11 protein-coding genes and 3 tRNA genes are annotated in these 15787 nt (G+C 73.2%); 5 read left to right on the top strand and 9 right to left on the bottom strand.

Annotated features, from left to right (window positions below; all coding sequences use genetic code 11):
• Positions 1 to 71 precede the first annotated feature (71 nt).
• Positions 72 to 145, bottom strand: a tRNA-Ile gene (locus tag ABZ249_RS10045).
• Between the two features lie 259 nt (positions 146 to 404).
• Here ABZ249_RS10045 and ABZ249_RS10040 point away from each other — a divergent pair.
• Both ABZ249_RS10040 and ABZ249_RS10035 read left to right on the top strand, forming a co-directional pair.
• The gene (locus tag ABZ249_RS10040) at positions 405 to 1394 is read left to right on the top strand and encodes a malate dehydrogenase (RefSeq protein WP_355259926.1); all 990 of its coding nucleotides are present in this window, start codon (positions 405 to 407) and stop codon (positions 1392 to 1394) included.
• 148 nt (positions 1395 to 1542) lie between these two features.
• The gene (locus ABZ249_RS10035) at positions 1543 to 4047 is read left to right on the top strand and encodes a DUF3516 domain-containing protein (protein ID WP_355259923.1); all 2505 of its coding nucleotides are present in this window, start codon (positions 1543 to 1545) and stop codon (positions 4045 to 4047) included.
• A 42-nt stretch (positions 4048 to 4089) separates the two neighbouring features.
• Here the strand turns inward: ABZ249_RS10035 and ABZ249_RS10030 are convergent, their stop codons facing one another.
• Together ABZ249_RS10030 and ABZ249_RS10025 are read right to left on the bottom strand one after the other, a co-directional pair.
• Positions 4090 to 4560 carry a deaminase gene (locus ABZ249_RS10030; RefSeq protein WP_355259920.1) on the bottom strand — a complete coding sequence of 157 codons (471 nt, stop codon included), beginning with the start codon at positions 4558 to 4560 and terminating at the stop codon, positions 4090 to 4092.
• On the bottom strand, positions 4557 to 5261 hold the full coding sequence (locus ABZ249_RS10025; protein WP_355259917.1) for a dihydrofolate reductase family protein: 705 nt from the start codon (positions 5259 to 5261) through the stop codon (positions 4557 to 4559). The genes ABZ249_RS10030 and ABZ249_RS10025 overlap by 4 nt, the downstream gene beginning before the upstream one ends.
• Positions 5262 to 5773: 512 nt before the next feature.
• Between ABZ249_RS10025 and ABZ249_RS10020 the strand changes: the two genes are divergently transcribed.
• A complete protein-coding gene (locus tag ABZ249_RS10020) occupies positions 5774 to 6646 on the top strand; it encodes an SAM-dependent methyltransferase (protein ID WP_355259914.1) in 873 nt (290 codons plus the stop codon).
• A gap of 121 nt (positions 6647 to 6767) precedes the next feature.
• On the opposite strand, the gene ABZ249_RS10015 is transcribed toward ABZ249_RS10020, so the two are convergent.
• Positions 6768 to 6843 (bottom strand) — tRNA-Asn (locus tag ABZ249_RS10015).
• 59 nt (positions 6844 to 6902) lie between these two features.
• A tRNA-Asn gene (locus ABZ249_RS10010) sits at positions 6903 to 6975 on the bottom strand.
• Between the two features lie 161 nt (positions 6976 to 7136).
• Between ABZ249_RS10010 and ABZ249_RS10005 the strand changes: the two genes are divergently transcribed.
• Both ABZ249_RS10005 and ABZ249_RS10000 read left to right on the top strand, forming a co-directional pair.
• Entirely contained in the window at positions 7137 to 7475 is a 339-nt protein-coding gene (locus ABZ249_RS10005) for a hypothetical protein (protein WP_220562597.1), read from the top strand.
• The gene (locus tag ABZ249_RS10000) at positions 7476 to 7973 is read left to right on the top strand and encodes a hypothetical protein (protein ID WP_355259911.1); all 498 of its coding nucleotides are present in this window, start codon (positions 7476 to 7478) and stop codon (positions 7971 to 7973) included. It begins immediately after the preceding gene.
• A gap of 126 nt (positions 7974 to 8099) precedes the next feature.
• Here the strand turns inward: ABZ249_RS10000 and ABZ249_RS09995 are convergent, their stop codons facing one another.
• The 4 genes from ABZ249_RS09995 to dnaG all read right to left on the bottom strand — a co-directional run bounded on the left by ABZ249_RS09995 (position 8100) and on the right by dnaG (position 15633).
• On the bottom strand, positions 8100 to 11021 hold the full coding sequence (locus tag ABZ249_RS09995; protein WP_355259908.1) for an FAD-binding and (Fe-S)-binding domain-containing protein: 2922 nt from the start codon (positions 11019 to 11021) through the stop codon (positions 8100 to 8102).
• Positions 11022 to 11070: 49 nt separating this feature from the next.
• Complete coding sequence (locus tag ABZ249_RS09990) at positions 11071 to 12396, bottom strand: glycoside hydrolase family 18 protein (RefSeq protein WP_355259905.1); 1326 nt, start codon at positions 12394 to 12396, stop codon at positions 11071 to 11073.
• 166 nt (positions 12397 to 12562) lie between these two features.
• A complete protein-coding gene (gene rpoD / locus ABZ249_RS09985; RefSeq protein WP_220565278.1) occupies positions 12563 to 13639 on the bottom strand; it encodes an RNA polymerase sigma factor RpoD in 1077 nt (358 codons plus the stop codon).
• Positions 13640 to 13743: 104 nt separating this feature from the next.
• The gene (dnaG, locus tag ABZ249_RS09980) at positions 13744 to 15633 is read right to left on the bottom strand and encodes a DNA primase (protein ID WP_355259902.1); all 1890 of its coding nucleotides are present in this window, start codon (positions 15631 to 15633) and stop codon (positions 13744 to 13746) included.
• Positions 15634 to 15787 lie beyond the last annotated feature (154 nt).

Genomic DNA, 15787 nt, shown 5'->3' with positions numbered 1-15787 from the left:
ACGGAGAGGGGGGCCGCCGCCGGGTTCAGGGGCGGGAAGGGCCCGCACGCGCTCCCGCGGGCGGAACGGGGTAGGCCGGGCAGGACTCGAACCCGCGACCCAGGGATTATGAGTCCCCTGCTCTAACCAGCTGAGCTACCGGCCCGCCGTCGTCGACGCACGTCATCCTAACAGGGTGTGTCCGACGTTTCCGAGTCGTGAATGCACTGCCGCGCAAGGGATGGCGGGCCCCGGGCCGCCGCCGGGGCGCGTTGGGCGCACCTGGGTCGCGGTGGGCGGCGCGGTGCGGTCTAGTGTGGTGTGGTGCGGCGCGCGCCCGGCGACCCCGGCGCCCGGTACCGGCGCCGCTTCGTACCCGTTGGTAACATCGCGGGTCGCACATCGTCGTCAGGAGAGTTCACGCCATGTCCAAAGCACCCGTCAACGTCACCGTCACCGGCGCCGCCGGTCAGATCGGCTACGCCCTGCTGTTCCGGATCGCCTCCGGCCAGCTGCTCGGCGCCGACACCCCGGTGAAGCTGCGTCTGCTGGAGATCCCCCAGGCCGTCAAGGCCGCCGAGGGCACCGCGATGGAGCTCGACGACTGCGCCTTCCCGCTGCTGCAGGGGATCGACATCTTCGACGACCCGCGCCAGGCCTTCGCGGGCGCCAACATCGCCCTGCTCGTGGGCGCCCGCCCCCGCGGCCCGGGCATGGAGCGCGGCGACCTCCTGGAGGCCAACGGCGGCATCTTCAAGCCCCAGGGCGAGGCCATCAACGCCGGCGCCGCCGACGACATCCGCGTCCTGGTGGTCGGCAACCCCGCCAACACCAACGCCCTCATCGCCCAGAGCCACGCCCCGGACGTCCCGGCCGAGCGCTTCACCGCGATGACCCGCCTGGACCACAACCGCGCGCTCACCCAGCTCGCCAAGAAGCTCGACGTGTCGATCAACGACATCAAGAAGCTGACGATCTGGGGCAACCACTCCGCGACCCAGTACCCGGACCTGTTCCGCGCCGAGGTGAACGGCACCAACGCCGCCGAGGCCGTCAACGACCAGAAGTGGCTCGAGGACGACTTCATCCCGACCGTCGCCAAGCGCGGCGCAGCGATCATCGACGCCCGGGGCGCCTCCTCGGCCGCCTCGGCCGCCAACGCCGCCATCGACCACGTCTACGACTGGGTCAACGGCACCCCCGAGGGCGACTGGACCTCCGCCGCCATCCCGTCCGACGGCTCCTACGGCGTGCCCGAGGGCCTCATCTCCTCCTTCCCCGTCGTCTCGCGCGGTGGCCGGTGGGAGATCGTGCAGGGCCTGGAGATCGACGAGTTCTCCCGCGGCCGCATCGACGCCTCCGTCCAGGAGCTCGTCGAGGAGCGCGACACCGTCAAGAAGCTCGGCCTGGTCTGAGGACCGGCGGGTCCCGGGGGCCGGCCGGCCCCGTGAGACCCCGACCGCCGCACGGCGGGCGCGCCCCGGGGCGCGCCCGCCGTCGCCGTGTCCGGCCCCCTACCAGCGCTGGAGCGGGCAGTGGACGGGACCGGGCAGTATAGAGACCGTGAGTCTCATTGATGCGCTTCCGGCCGAACCCGAACCCGACTCCCTCTACGAGGCGTTCGCCGCCTGGGCCGAGGAGCGGGGCCTCACCCTCTACCCGCACCAGGAGGAGGCGCTCATCGAGGTCGTCTCCGGCTCGAACGTCATCCTCAACACCCCGACCGGCTCCGGCAAGAGCATGGTCGCGACCGGCGCCCTGTTCGCCGCGCTGGCCCGGGACGAGTGCGCGTTCTACACCGCGCCCATCAAGGCCCTGGTGTCGGAGAAGTTCTTCGACCTGTGCAAGATCTTCGGCACCGAGAACGTCGGGATGATGACCGGCGACGCCAGTGTCAACGCCGACGCCCCCATCGTGTGCTGCACCGCCGAGGTGCTCGCCCAGATCGCCCTGGCCGAGGGCGCGGACGCCGACATCAACACGGTCGTCATGGACGAGTTCCACTTCTACGCCGAGCCCGACCGCGGCTGGGCCTGGCAGGTGCCGCTGCTGGAGATGCCGCAGGCGCAGTTCCTGCTGATGTCGGCGACCCTGGGCGATGTCACCCGGTTCGAGGAGGACCTGGAGAAGCGCACCGGGCGGTCCACCGCGGTGGTCACGTCCGCCGAGCGCCCCGTCCCCCTCTACTACGACTACCGGGTCACCCCGCTGCACGAGACCCTGGAGGAGCTGCTCCAGGGCGGCGACGCCCCCGTCTACATCGTCCACTTCACCCAGGCGCAGGCGATCGAGCGGGCGCAGTCGCTCACCAGCATCAACATGTGCACCAAGGAGGAGAAGGCGCAGATCGCCGCGGAGATCGGCGACTTCCGCTTCACCACCCGGTTCGGCCGCAACCTGTCCCGGTACGTGCGCCACGGCATCGGCGTCCACCACGCCGGGATGCTGCCCAAGTACCGGCGGCTGGTCGAGCGGCTGGCCCAGCGCGGGCTGCTCAAGGTCATCTGCGGCACCGACACCCTGGGGGTGGGCGTCAACGTGCCCATCCGCACCGTGATGTTCACCGCCCTGAGCAAGTACGACGGGGTGCGGGTGCGGCGGCTGCGGGCCCGGGAGTTCCACCAGATCGCCGGGCGGGCGGGCCGCGCCGGGTTCGACACCGTCGGCAACGTGGTGGCGCTGGCGCCCGAGCACGTCATCGAGAACGAGAAGGCCCTGGCCAAGGCCGGGGAGGACCCCAAGAAGCGGCGCAAGGTGGTGCGCAAGAAGGCGCCCGAGGGCTTCGTGTCGTGGGACAAGGCCACGTTCGAGAAGCTCATCGAGGCCGAGCCCGAGCCGCTGACCTCCCGGTTCCGGGTGAGCAACGCGATGCTGCTGAGCGTCATCGCCCGCCCCGGCAACTGCTTCACCGCCATGAAGCACCTGCTGACCGAGAACCACGACGACCGCAAGGCCCAGCGCAGGCACATCCACGAGGCGATCGCCATCTACCGGTCGCTGCTGGACGGCGGGATCGTGGAGACCCTGCCCGAGCCGGACGGGCAGGGCCGCACCGCCCGGCTCACCGTGGACCTCCAGTCCGACTTCGCGCTCAACCAGCCGCTGTCCACGTTCGCGCTGGCGGCGCTGGAGCTGCTGGACCGCGAGTCGCCGTCCTACGCCCTGGACGTGCTGAGCGTGGTGGAGTCCACCCTGGACGACCCCCGGCAGATCCTGGGCGCCCAGCTCAACAAGGCGCGCGGCGAGGCCGTGCAGCGGATGAAGGAGGACGGCGTCGAGTACGAGGAGCGCATGGAGCTCCTGGAGGACGTCGACTACCCCAAGCCGCTGGAGGAGCTGCTCTCCCACGCCTACGACACCTACCGGCGCGGCCACCCGTGGGTGGGCGACCACCCGCTGCGGCCCAAGAGCGTGGCCCGCGACATGTACGAGCGGGCGATGACCTTCACCGAGTACGTGGGCCACTACGAGCTGGCGCGCTCGGAGGGCCTGGTGCTGCGGTACCTGGCGGGCGCCTACAAGGCCCTGGACCAGACGGTGCCCGACGACGCCAAGACCGAGGAGCTGCACGACATCATCGCGTGGCTGGGCGAGCTGGTGCGGCAGGTGGACTCCAGCCTCCTGGACGAGTGGGAGCAGCTGACCAACCCGCAGCAGGAGGTGCCGCAGGAGCAGGTGCCCGAGGAGCGGGTGCGCCCGGTCACCGCCAACCCGCGCGCCTTCCGGGTGCTGGTCCGCAACGAGCTGTTCCGCCGGGTGGAGCTGGCCGCCCGCCGCCGCTACCAGGAGCTGGGCGCCCTGGAGGACGCGGGCGAGTGGGACGCCCAGGCCTGGCAGGAGGCCCTGGAGGAGTACTACGACGAGCACGACTCCATCGGCACCGGCCCCGACGCCCGCGGCCCCAAGATGCTCCTCATCGAGGAGGAGGACGGGCTGTGGCGGGTGCGGCAGATCCTCGCCGACCCCGCCGGGGACCACGACTGGGGCATCTCCGCCGAGGTGGACCTGGCGTCCTCCGACGCCGAGGGGCGCGCCGTCGTCCACATCGCGGACGTGAACCGGCTCTGATCCGCAGGGCCCGCGCGCGCCGGACGAGCCGCGCGGGCCGGCTCAGCCGAGCAGGTGGGCGTTGACCTCGCGGACCCCGTCCGCGAGGTCGGAGCGCTCCAGCACCGTGCGGCCGGCGGCGCGCAGGCGCTCGGCGCCCACGCAGTCGACGAACACCGCCGGCTCGCGCCAGGCGAAGACCACCCGGGGGACCGGTGTGGTGAGGATGAGCGACGCGCACGGCAGCGGGCGCGAGGAGCGGGAGCTGCACGGCTCCAGCGACGAGTACAGGGTGGCCCCGGCCAGACGGGGGTCGTCCGGCCCGACGTCGCGCAGGGCCGCCTCCTCGGCGTGGTCGTGGGGGTCGTCGCGGCGCGAGTAGCCCTCGCCGAGCACCGTGCCGTCGGCGGCCACGACCACGCAGCCGACGGAGAACGCGGTGTCCGAGGGCGGGCACAGCCGGGACAGGTCGACGGTGCGGCGCAGCCAGTGGGCGTCCGCGTCGCCCGCGGCGGGCGCGGGCCCGGCGCTCACGCGGCGCCCTCCGCGTCGAGGCGGTAGCGCAGGACCGCGATGTCGCCGACCGCACGGGCCTCCACCAGGCGCATCGGCGCGGCCGGGGTGGCCGTGAAGGCCCCCGGGTGGACGAAGGACGGGGCGTCGGCCTCACCCACGAAGAACGGGGCGACGGCCAGCCTCAGCTCGTCGACCAGCCCGGAGGTGAGGAACAGGGTGTGGATGCGGCCGCCGCCCTCCACCAGCAGCCGCCGCACGCCGCGGGCCGCCAGGTCGGCCTGGATCGCCTCCACGGTGGGCGGGTCCCCGGCGTCCACCACGTCGACCGGGGGCAGGCCGCCGGGGCGGTCCGCGAACCGGTCCCGGGCGCGCCCGACCCCGTCGCCGCCGGTGTAGACGACCGCTCCGGCGTCCCCCGTGGTGAAGAGCCGCGCGCCGGGGTCGAGGTCCCCGGTGCGGGTGACGACGGCCTTGAGCAGGTTCTCGGTCAGCCCCTGCTCCCGGCGGCGGGCGCGCAGCCGCTCGGAGCGGACCAGCAGCCGGGGGTCGTCGTTGCGCAGGGTGCCGGCGCCGACGAGGATCGCGTCGCACTGCGCGCGCAGTTCGTCGACCTCGGCGAAGTCGGCCTCGTTGGACAGGCGCAGCCGCTCGGGACCGGTGTCGTCGATGCGCCCGTCGACGGACACGGCGCAGCTGAGGATGGTGTGGGGACGGTCCATGGGCCCAGGCTAGCGGCGTCCGCGCGGCGGGTGCGCCCGGCCGTCGCGCGGTATTCACCGGCGCTCGGGACCTTGTGCCATTTCGGCGGCCGAAACCGATTGTCGCAGGCCGTGGGCGCGCTCTCGAATTTCTCTCCGCGTCGGCCGGGATATGGGACAACGACCGATATTCGTGTTCGGAGGAGCCGCGGTGGTCCACGGGGGCACCCGCCCCGGGGGCGCCACATGCGTCACTTCAGCCCCACCGGACTCCACTCGGAACCGGAAGATGCTTCGTGGCAAGGCTTCTCGCGCTCCGCGAGCACGGAACCCGATTCCTCGCATAATTGGACATCGGTCATATAAGTGCCACTAACCCCAAGGTGGCCGCAACCTGCCCCGGAGGCCACGACAAGGGCGTACGTCCCGCTGTTTTTTACGACCGGTGTCCCCGACTCGGTTAACAACCGAGCCAACGATGAATAGAATCCTCCTGTCGGCCACACTTCCCCACCTCAGACAAGAGGACGGCGATGTCGCGATTCACCTCCCCCGATTTCCTGAGGCAGGCGGGGACCCGTCAGGAGCACGCCAATCCCCCACCCGCCGTCGACCTGACCCGGCCGAGCCTGGCCCGGTTGCACTCCTTCCACCTCAAGGGCAAGGACCACTTCGAGGTGGACCGCGACCTCGCGGTCGCCGCCGAGCAGGTCGCCCCGGGCTTCCAGGACCTGGTCCTGGGCGAGCGGGCGTTCCTCCAGCGCGCGGCGCGCCACCTCCACGAAGAGGCGGGGATCGACCAGTTCGTGCAGTTCGGCGCCGGACTGCCCGCCCCCGGGGACCCGCACGAGATCCTCCCGCGGGCCCGGGTCGTGTACGCCACCGACGACCTCATGGTGCTGGCCCACCACCGGGCACTGGTCCGCGAGGACCGCGCCGCCGCCGTGGAGGGGGGCCCCACCCGCCCGGCCGACCTGTTCGCCGACCCCGTCCTGCGCGACCTCATCGACCTGGACCGCCCGGTGGGCGTGCTCATGGCGGGCGCCCTCTCGCACGTGGCCGACGTCGACACCCCGGCCGTGCACATGGCCGCCCTGCGCGGGCTGCTGCCCGCCGGCAGCCACCTGGTGTTCAGCCACTACCACCGGCCGGACGCGGCGGTCTTCCCCAAGGACGCCAACCGGGCCGAGCAGCTCCAGAACGTCTTCCGCCGCCACCTCAACTCCGGCTACTGGCGCACGCGCGAGGAGATCCTCGGCCTGCTCGACGGCTGGGAGATCCTCAGCCCCGGCCTGCTGGAGGTGCAGCGCTGGCGGACCCTGCCGGTGGCCCCGCCCGTCCCGGGCAGCTACCAGATGCCCCAGCGCAACCGCCGCCTGCTCTACGGCGCCGCCGCCCGCGTCTGAGCCGCCGGGCCGCACCCGCGGCTCGGCCGGCACCTCTCCGACGGCCGCCACCACGACAGCGCCGTCACGCCGTCCGACACACGCGAAAGGGCCCCTCTCACCCGAGAGGGGCCCTTCGCCATGGCTCCCGCGATTGGACTCGAACCAATAACCTGCCGGTTAACAGCCGGCTGCTCTGCCAATTGAGCTACGCGGGATTGCGTGTCGGGAACAGCCTAGCGCCCCCGCCGAGGGAGGCGCCAACGGTTTTCCCCTGCTCCCGCGATTGGACTCGAACCAATAACCTGCCGGTTAACAGCCGGCTGCTCTGCCAATTGAGCTACGCGGGATCGCGTTCACCAGGGGCCCTGCGGGCCGTGGCGACACCAATAGACTAGCGCCCTTCCGGAGTGCTCGTGACCGGTGTCGGCCCGTGTGGGCGCCACCACGACAGGGTAACGTGCGAGACACGGAACACCACGACCGTCTCCGAGGCCTGAAGAGGGTACCCATGCGCTACCGGATCACTTTCGTCGCCGGACTCGCCATCGGCTACGTCCTGGGCGCCAAGGCCGGCAGGGCCCGTTACGAACAGATCGTCCGCACCGCCCGCAAGGCGGCCGACAGCCCCGTCGTCCAGGAGGTCGCCGGACTGGTCGGCGCCCAGGTGAGCAGTGCGGGCCGCACCGTGTACGACAAGACCGTCGCCAAGATGCCGATCACCTCGGTACGCGACTTCCTCGCCCGGCCCACCGAGGAGGAGATCGACCTCATCGAGTGGGAGACCGTCAACGGGGAGCCCCCGAGGCGCAACGGCGCCAACGGGCACAACGGCTCCGCGGAGCACTAGATGGGCCTGCTGGGCCGGGGCGTCCCGGCCGCCGTGCGCTCCCGGCTGGAGCGGGGCGAGCGCGTGCTCGCGCACGCTCCCGTCTCCGCCGGGGGCGACGCGGTGCTGGCGGCCACCACCCGCGCCCTGCACCTGCCCGACGGCCGCACCGTGCCGTGGGAGGACATCGACCGGGCCCGCTGGTCGCGCGAGGAGTTCTCCTTCGTCGAGGAGGGCAGCGGCGAGCACACCGTCGCCCTGCGCGACGCGGTGGACTACCGGTCGCTGGCCGAGGCGGTCTCCGAGCGGGTCACCGCCACCATCCTGGTGAACCGGTTCGTCCCCTTCCCCCGCCCCGACTCCACCACGGGCTTCCGCCTGGTGGCCCGGCGCAGCCCCGGCGGCAGCGACGCCTCCTGGCGCATCCACCTGGGCGAGGGCCTGGACGAGAAGGACCCCCGCCTGCCGGACGCGGTCTCCCGCGCCCTGGACCTCCTGCACGACCAGATGGGCGTCTAGGACCCGCTCATCGGACGCCCCTGTCCCGCCGGGCGAGGTGGCCGGGCTGCGGCCGCAGGCCGTCCGTCGGGGGCGGTGGCGGGCGACGGACGGGCCGAAGCGCAGCGGAGGTCCCCAGAACACCGTCTAGGACCGGTCCCCGCGCGCGTCCAGGCCGCGGGCGAGGAGTTCGGCCAGGTGCAGCGGGCGGCGCCCGGCGCCCTGGAGGATCTGGGTGCGGCAGCTGTAGCCGTCGGCGAGGACGAGGGTGTCGGCGCCGGCCGCGCGCACGCGGGGCAGCAGTTCGCGCTCGCCGATGGCGGCCGAGACCTCGTAGTGGCCCTCGGTGAACCCGAAGTCCCCCGCCAGCCCGCAGCAGCCCGCGTCCAGCACCTCCCCGTCCACGCCCGCCCGGGCGATCAGCTCGCGGTCGGCGTCGAAGCCCAGCACCGCGTGCTGGTGGCAGTGCACCTGCGCCAGGGCGGCCGCCGGGATCCGCGGCGGGCGCCAGTCCGGGGCGTGCTCGGCGAGGAAGCCGGCCAGGGTGTGCACCGCCGCGGCCACCCGTTCGCTCTCCGGGCCGGGCACCAGCTCCACCAGGTCGTGGCGCAGCGCCGCGGTGCAGCTGGGTTCGAGCCCCACCACCGGCAGCCCCTCCTCCACCAGCGGCCCCAGCGCGCGCAGGGCGCGGCGCATCACGGCGCGGGCCGTGCCGAGCTGGCCGGTGGACACCCAGGTCAGCCCGCAGCACACCGGCCCCCGCGGCAGGACCACGGTGAACCCGGCGTCCTCCAGCACCCGGACCGCCGCCGCCGGGATCCGCGGGTCCATGTGCTCGCCGAAGGTGTCGGGCCACAGCACCACGCGCGGCCCGCCGGTGCGCGCTTGCCCGCGGGCGGCGCGGCGCCGGAACGCGCGGGTGAACGTGGTGCGCGCGAACCCCGGCAGGTCGCGTTCGGCCGCCACCCCCGCCAGCCGCTTGGCCAGCCGGGAGACCCCCGGCAGCCGCAGCGCCCGGTCCAGCTCGGCCGGGGCCAGCGCCGCCAGCCGGGCCCAGACCGGCAGCCACCCCATCGAGTAGTGCGCCGCCGGGCGCACCCGCCCCCGGTAGTGGCGGTCCAGGAACTCCGCCTTGTAGGCGGCCATGTCCACGTTGACCGGGCAGTCGCTCAGGCAGCCCTTGCAGGACAGGCACAGGTCCAGGCTCTCGCGCACCTCCTGGGAGGCCCAGCCGTCGGTGACCACCTCCCCCACCGCCATCTCGAACAGCAGGTGGGCCCGGCCACGGGTGGAGTGCCGTTCCTCCCGGGTGACCTGGTAGCTGGGGCACATGACCCCCGGGCCGTCGTGCCTGCGGCACTTGCCCACCCCCGAGCAGCGCCGCAGCGCCCGCGCCGGGTCGCCGCGGTCGTCCCGGTAGGCCAGCGTCGCCTCGTCGAGCAGGGGCAGCGGGCGCGCCGCCAGCCGGACGTCGGCGTCCACCGGGGCCGGGTCGACGATCACCCCGGGGTTCATCACCCCGGCGGGGTCGAAGAGCCGCTTGAAGTCGGCGAAGGCCCGCAGCAGCCCCGGCGGGTACATGCGGGCGAGCAGGCCCGAGCGGGCCCGGCCGTCGCCGTGCTCCCCCGACAGCGAGCCGCCGTGCGCCACGACCAGGTCGGCGGCCTCCTCCAGGAACCCCCGATAGGCGGTGCGGCCCGCCTCCGTGGTGAGCTCGAAGTCGATGCGCACGTGCAGGCAGCCGTCGCCGAAGTGCCCGTAGACCACCCCGTACCGGCCGTGCCGCTCCATGAGGGCGTCGAAGTCGCGCAGGTACCCGGCCAGGTTCTCCGGGGGCACGGCCGCGTCCTCCCAGCCCGACCAGGCGTCCTCCCCGGCGGGCGTGCGCTGGGTGAGCCCGACCCCCTCCTCCCGGATCCGCCACAGGGCGCGCCGGTGGGCCGGGTCGGACACCACGAGGGAGTCGGCCGGGCGGGCGGCGGCGGGCAGCGCGGCGAGCATGTCCCGGGCGGCCCGCCCGGCGTCCTCGGGGTCGGCCCCCGCGATCTCCACCAGCAGCCAGGCGCCGCCCTCGGGCAGGGCCACCCGGGTCGTGCCGGGCCGCCCGTCCAGGACGTCGACCATCCGGCGGTTGATGCCCTCGACGGTGAGCGGGGCGTGCCCGAGCAGGTCGGGGACGGCGTCGGCGGCGGCCGGGGCGTCGGGGTAGCCCAGCACGGCCAGCGCCCGGGCCCGGGGCGCCTCCACCAGCCGGACGGTGGCGCGCAGCACGAAGACGCAGGTGCCCTCGGTGCCGACCAGGGCGGCGGCGACGTTGCGCCCCTTCTCCGGCAGCAGCCGGTCCAGCGAGTAGCCCGAGACCCGGCGCCGGAACGCGGGCATGGCGGTGCGCAGTTCGGCCCGGTGCTCCTCAGCGAGGCGGGCCAGCCCCCGGTACACCTCGCCCTCCCGGCCGGGGCGGCGGGCCAGCTCCGCGAACTCCCCGGCGCCGTGCCGGGAGCCGACGGTCATCCGGGTGCCGTCGGGGAGCAGCACCTCCAGGGAGACGATGTTGTCGGCCGTGGTGCCCCAGGCCACGGAGTGGGAGCCGCAGGAGTTGTTGCCGACCATCCCTCCGATGGTGCAGCGGCTGTGCGTGGCGGGGTCGGGGGCGAAGGTCAGGCCGTACCCGGCGGTGGCCGCCCGCAGCTCGTCCAGGACCACCCCCGGCTGGACGGTGGCCGTGCGGGCGACCGGGTCGATGTCCTCGATGGCGGTGAGGTGGCGTGAGGTGTCGACGACCACGCCCGGGCCGATGGCGTTGCCCGCGATGGAGGTGCCGCCGCCGCGCGGCGTGACGGGCACGCCGTGGGCGGCGCAGACCCGGACGGCCGCCGCGCAGTCCTCGACCGTGGCGGGCAGCACCACCCCCAGCGGGACCACCCGGTAGTTGGAGGCGTCGGAGGTGTACAGGGCGCGGGTGCCGGGGTCGAAGGCGACGGTCCCCCGGACGGCCTCCTCCAGGTCCCGGCGCAGGGACTCGGTGTCGGCGGACGGGGCGGGCTGCGGGGTCTGCTGCGGGTCGGCCATGGCGCCAGGGTGGCCCCCCGACCGCACGGGGCGCAACCGCGCCGCGCGCTCAGCGCAGGGCCTCGTCCATGGCGCGCACGAGGTCGCCGGTCGGGTCCATGTCCAGGTTCCACACCATGAGGCCGCCCAGACCGCGGCCCAGCACGTAGTCCCCCTTGATCGCGATGACGGCCGGGTCGTCGTAGGCCCACCACTGGTCGCCCGCCCGCACCGTGAAGGCGCCCGCCTCCTCGTCCAGGTACCGCTCCCCCTCCAGCTCCTCCAGCTCGGAGAACGCCATGGTCGGGCCGTCGTAGGCGTCGTCGGCCGGCCGGGCCGGGAGGCCCAGCCCGTCGCCGGAGCCCTCCACGCCCTGCCAGCCGCGGCCGAAGGCGGGGATGCCCAGCACCAGCTTCTCCGGCGGCGCCCCCAGGTCGACGAACCGGGTCACCGCGGCGTCGGCGCTGTTGGCGTCGGGGTCCGCCGCGGGCGGGTAGAGGTTGGAGTGGTAGGCGGTGACCTCGCTCCAGGGGCCGGAGAAGTCGTAGCCCTGCACGGTGGCGAAGTCCAGGTGGTCGAAGATCGCCGGGTCGTAGGCCCCGGCCTGGTCCGGGGCGCCCGACAGCGACGCCGACAGGGTGTACTCGCGGCCGGTCTCCTCCGACAGGGCGTCGAGCTGGCGGCGGAACTCGGCGACCAGCAGCGTGAAGTTGGCGGCGTCGCCGGGGTCCTCGACGTTGTGCGGGTTGCCGGCGCCGCCCGGCCACTCCCAGTCCAGGTCGATGCCGTCGAAGATCCCCGCGGCCGCCCCCTCCCCGCCCTGGGGCTCGCCCCCGCGCACCGGCAGGTTCCCGCGCAGCCACAGGTCCACGCAGGAGGACACGAACGCCCGGCGGGACTCCTCGGTGCGGGCGGCGGTGGAGAAGTGCCGCGACCAGTTCCAGCCGCCCAGGGACAGGCTGGCCCGCAGGTCGGGGTACTCACCCTGGAGCAGGCGCAGCTGGTACAGGCTCCCGGCCAGTTCCTGCTCGTACTCGTCGGCCTCGCCGCTCACGCTCTCGCGCGCGGAGTAGCGGCGCTGGTACAGCTCCCAGGACTGCTCGTGGCCGCCGGGGATGTGGCACAGGCCGTCCTCGGAGATGTCGCCGAAGGCCCACATGAGGCGGTCCAGGCGGGCGGGGGCCCCGCTGTCGGCCAGGTTCCCGATGGTGAAGTCGCGGTTGGCCACGTTCCAGTCCGCGAAGTAGCCGATGCGCAGGGGCCGGTTGCCGTTGGCGATGACGAAGACCCCCGTGATCAGGAGCGCGGCCGCGAGGGCCGCGCCCAGGGCGAGCAGGCGCCGCCGGCCCGGGCGGGCGTTCCGGCGCCGGTGGCTCCGTGGCGGTGTGGCTTTCACCCTTCCGACCGTAGGGGCACCGGGTCACGAAACCCGCCGGTTCGGCCCGCATCGGCCACATCAGGCCGCGCGGCCGCCCGCGGGAACCCCTCCCCGCCCCCGGCCGTTGTAGGCCCAGGCGCCCGGCGGGGCGCCGGAGGGGACACGGCGGGGCCCGGAGGGCGCGCTACAGGAAGTCCCGCAGGGTGCCGGCCCGGGAGGGGTGGCGGAGCTTGGCCAGGGTCTTGGCCTCGATCTGGCGGATCCGCTCGCGGGTCACCCCGAACTCGCGGCCGACCTCCTCCAGCGTGTGCGGGTGGCCGTCGGCCATGCCGAAGCGCAGGCGCAGGATGCGCTGTTCGCGGTCGGACAGCCCGGCCAGGATCTCGGTCAGGTGCTGCTGGAGCAGCGTGAAGGCGGCGGCCTCCACCGGGACGACGGCGTCGGAGTCCTCGATGAAGTCGCCGAAGTCGGCCTCCTCGTCGCCGATCGGCGCCTGGAGGGAGACGGGCTCGCGGGCGATCCGCTGGATCTCCAGGACCCTCTCGCCGCCGAACCCGGCGGCGTGGGAGATCTCCTGGATATTGGGCTCGCGGCCCAGCTGCTGGTGCAGCTGGTGCTGCACCCGGACGAGTTTGTTGATGGTCTCGACCATGTGCACCGGAATACGGATCGTGCGCGCCTGGTCGGCGATCGCGCGGGTGATCGCCTGGCGAATCCACCAGGTGGCGTAGGTGGAGAATTTGAAGCCTTTGGTGTAATCGAACTTCTCCACCGCGCGAATCAGCCCGAGGTTGCCCTCCTGGATGAGGTCGAGGAAAAGCAGGCCCCGCCCCATATAACGTTTGGCGATCGACACCACCAGCCGGAGATTTGCCTCTATGAGTGCTCGCTTGGCCTTTTTGCCCGCTTCTATGATCGCGTCGAGTTCGTCCCCCGTGCGCACTCCTTCGACCGGTTCGCACCGTTGCGCGTACAGGCCGGCCTCGACCGCCTTGGCCAGCTCCACCTCCTCCTCGGCGGACAGCAGCGGGACCCGGCCGATCTCGCGCAGGTAGAGCCGTACCAGATCCGACCCCGAGCGCCTTCCCGGGTCGGGGACGAGGGGCGTCTCCTCGCCGTCGGACACCTCCACCCCGGCCCGGGCCAGCAGGGCGACCGCTTCGTCCAGGGAGTCGGGGGGCGCGTCCAGGCGTTCCAGGACCGACGCGACCTCGCCGCGGCTGACCGTTCCCCGGCCCGCGTCGGGGAGCAGCCGCACCACCTGACGAATGGGCGGAATTTCATTGGTCACAACCGTGGGAGCCACCACACCATTGTGCACGTCCGCCCGCCGCCGACGGGAGGAGCATTATTGTCACCTTCGTGCTACATGCCCCCGGCGAGCTTCTCCTGAAGGGCGCGTTTGTGCTGTTGGAGGGCCATGAGCTCGGTCAGCAGCCGCTGCTGTTCCTCGGCGTCCCCGGAGCCGCCCAGACGCGACAACTCCGACTGGAGGTTTGACTCGCGGCGATTGATGGAATGAGTCCTGACTGTGCCCAGAATTTGCCGGGCGGAATGCTCGTCGAGTTCTCCGTACAACTCGAGTTGTTCCACCGCCAAACGGGTCACGAAATCGCGCTGCGCCTCGGTGGGGGCCGCCTCGCGCAGCCGCGCCGCCCAGGACGCGGGATCCCCCGCCGCGGCCACCCCGCCCTGCCCGGCGATGAGCGCCAGCACCGCCCGGTGCTGGGGGACGGTGAAGTCCTCGGCGGTGAAGGAGTCGAACCCGGCGGCCAGGCCGGGGAACTGCACGGCCACCTTCAGCGCCAGGCGCTCCCGCTGCAGGGACGGGTCGCCCAGGTCGTAGGGCGCCTCCCGGGCGTCGGGGGTGGGCACCGGGCCCGCGGCGGGGGCGGGCGCGGACCGGGCGCCCCGGGCCGTGGCCCGGCGGATGTGCTGGTTGACCCGGTTGAGCACGAAGGCCTCGTCCAGGGTGCCCAGCCAGCGGTCCAGGTTCTTGCCGTAGAACCGGCGCACCCCGTGGTCGCGGATGCTCGCCACCACGGGGGCGGCGGCGTCCAGGGCGGCGATGCGCCCCTCGGGGGCGGAGAGGTCGTACTCCTCGATGACCTTGCGGATCATGAACTCGTACAGCGGCAGCGGGTGGTCGACCAGGTCGACCACGGCCTGGTCGCCGTGGTGCAGGCGCAGGTCGCAGGGGTCCAGGCCGTCGGGCTGGACGGCCACGAACGTCTCGGAGGCGAACCCGTGCTCCTCGGCGAAGGCGCGCACCGCGGCCTTCTGCCCGGCGGCGTCGCCGTCGAAGGTGAACACGACCTTCCCGCCCTGGTTGCTGCGGCCCAGCAGCATCCGGCGCAGGATCTTCAGGTGGTCCTCGCCGAACGCGGTGCCGCAGGTGGCCACGGCGGTGGTCACCCCGGCCAGGTGGCAGGCCATGACGTCGGTGTAGCCCTCGACGATGACGGCCTGGTTGCGCGCGGAGATGTCCCGCTTGGCCAGGTCCAGGCCGTACAGCAGGCGGCTCTTGTGGAAGACGGGGCTCTCGGGGGAGTTGAGGTACTTGGGCCCGTCCTCGGCGGGGTCGAGCTTGCGGGCGCCGAACCCGACCACCTCGCCGGTCACCTCCCGCACCGGCCACAGCAGCCGGTTGCGGAACCGGTCGTAGGCGCCGCGCCGCCCCTGGGCGGCCAGCCCCCCGGAGATCAGCTCGGCGTCGGTGAACCCCTTGCGGCGCAGGTGCGAGGTGAGGTTCTCCCACCCGGCGGGCGCGTACCCGAGCCCGAAGTGCTCGGCGTGCGCCCGGTTGAACCCGCGCTCGCTCAGGAAGCGGCGGGCCTCCACCGCCCCGGGCGAGAGCAGCTGCTCGGCGTAGAACTCCGCCGCGGCCCGGTGCGCGTCCAGCAGCCGCTGCCGCTTGCCCTCGTCCCGCCGCGTCGAGCGCCCCCCGCTCTCCTCGTACCGCAGCGTCACGCCGATCTGCCGGGCCAGCGACTCGACCGCCTCCGCGAAGGCCAGCCCCTCGATCTTCTGCACGAACGAGATCGCGTCCCCGCCCTCCCCACAACCGAAGCAGTAGTACAAATTTTTCGAGGGGGTGACGTTGAAGGAGGGGGACTTCTCGTCGTGGAAGGGGCACAGGCCCTTCAGCGAGCCGCCGCCCGCGTTGCGGAGCTGGAGGTACTCGCCGATCACGTCCGCGATGGGGGTGCGCTCGCGCACCAGGGCGATGTCTTCGTCTTTGATCCGGCCTGCCACGCCTCCCAGGGTAGTTCTCACCCGGGACGGTCCGGTCGGCGGTCCGCGGGCGGGGCTTCCCGTGGAGGCCACCCCGCGTCCACCTCGCCGTGGGGCGGGGGACGACTGCGGCGGGCATGATGGGCCACTCCCTTTTCTCCACGTACCAGGAGGA

The sequence above is a fragment of the Nocardiopsis sp. NPDC006139 genome, from assembly GCF_040614155.1.
In the GTDB taxonomy this organism is placed as follows: Bacteria; Actinomycetota; Actinomycetes; order Streptosporangiales; family Streptosporangiaceae; genus Nocardiopsis; species Nocardiopsis changdeensis.
The sequence above is the reverse complement of the archived record's forward strand: the minus strand, read 5'-3'. Positions and strand labels throughout refer to the sequence as shown.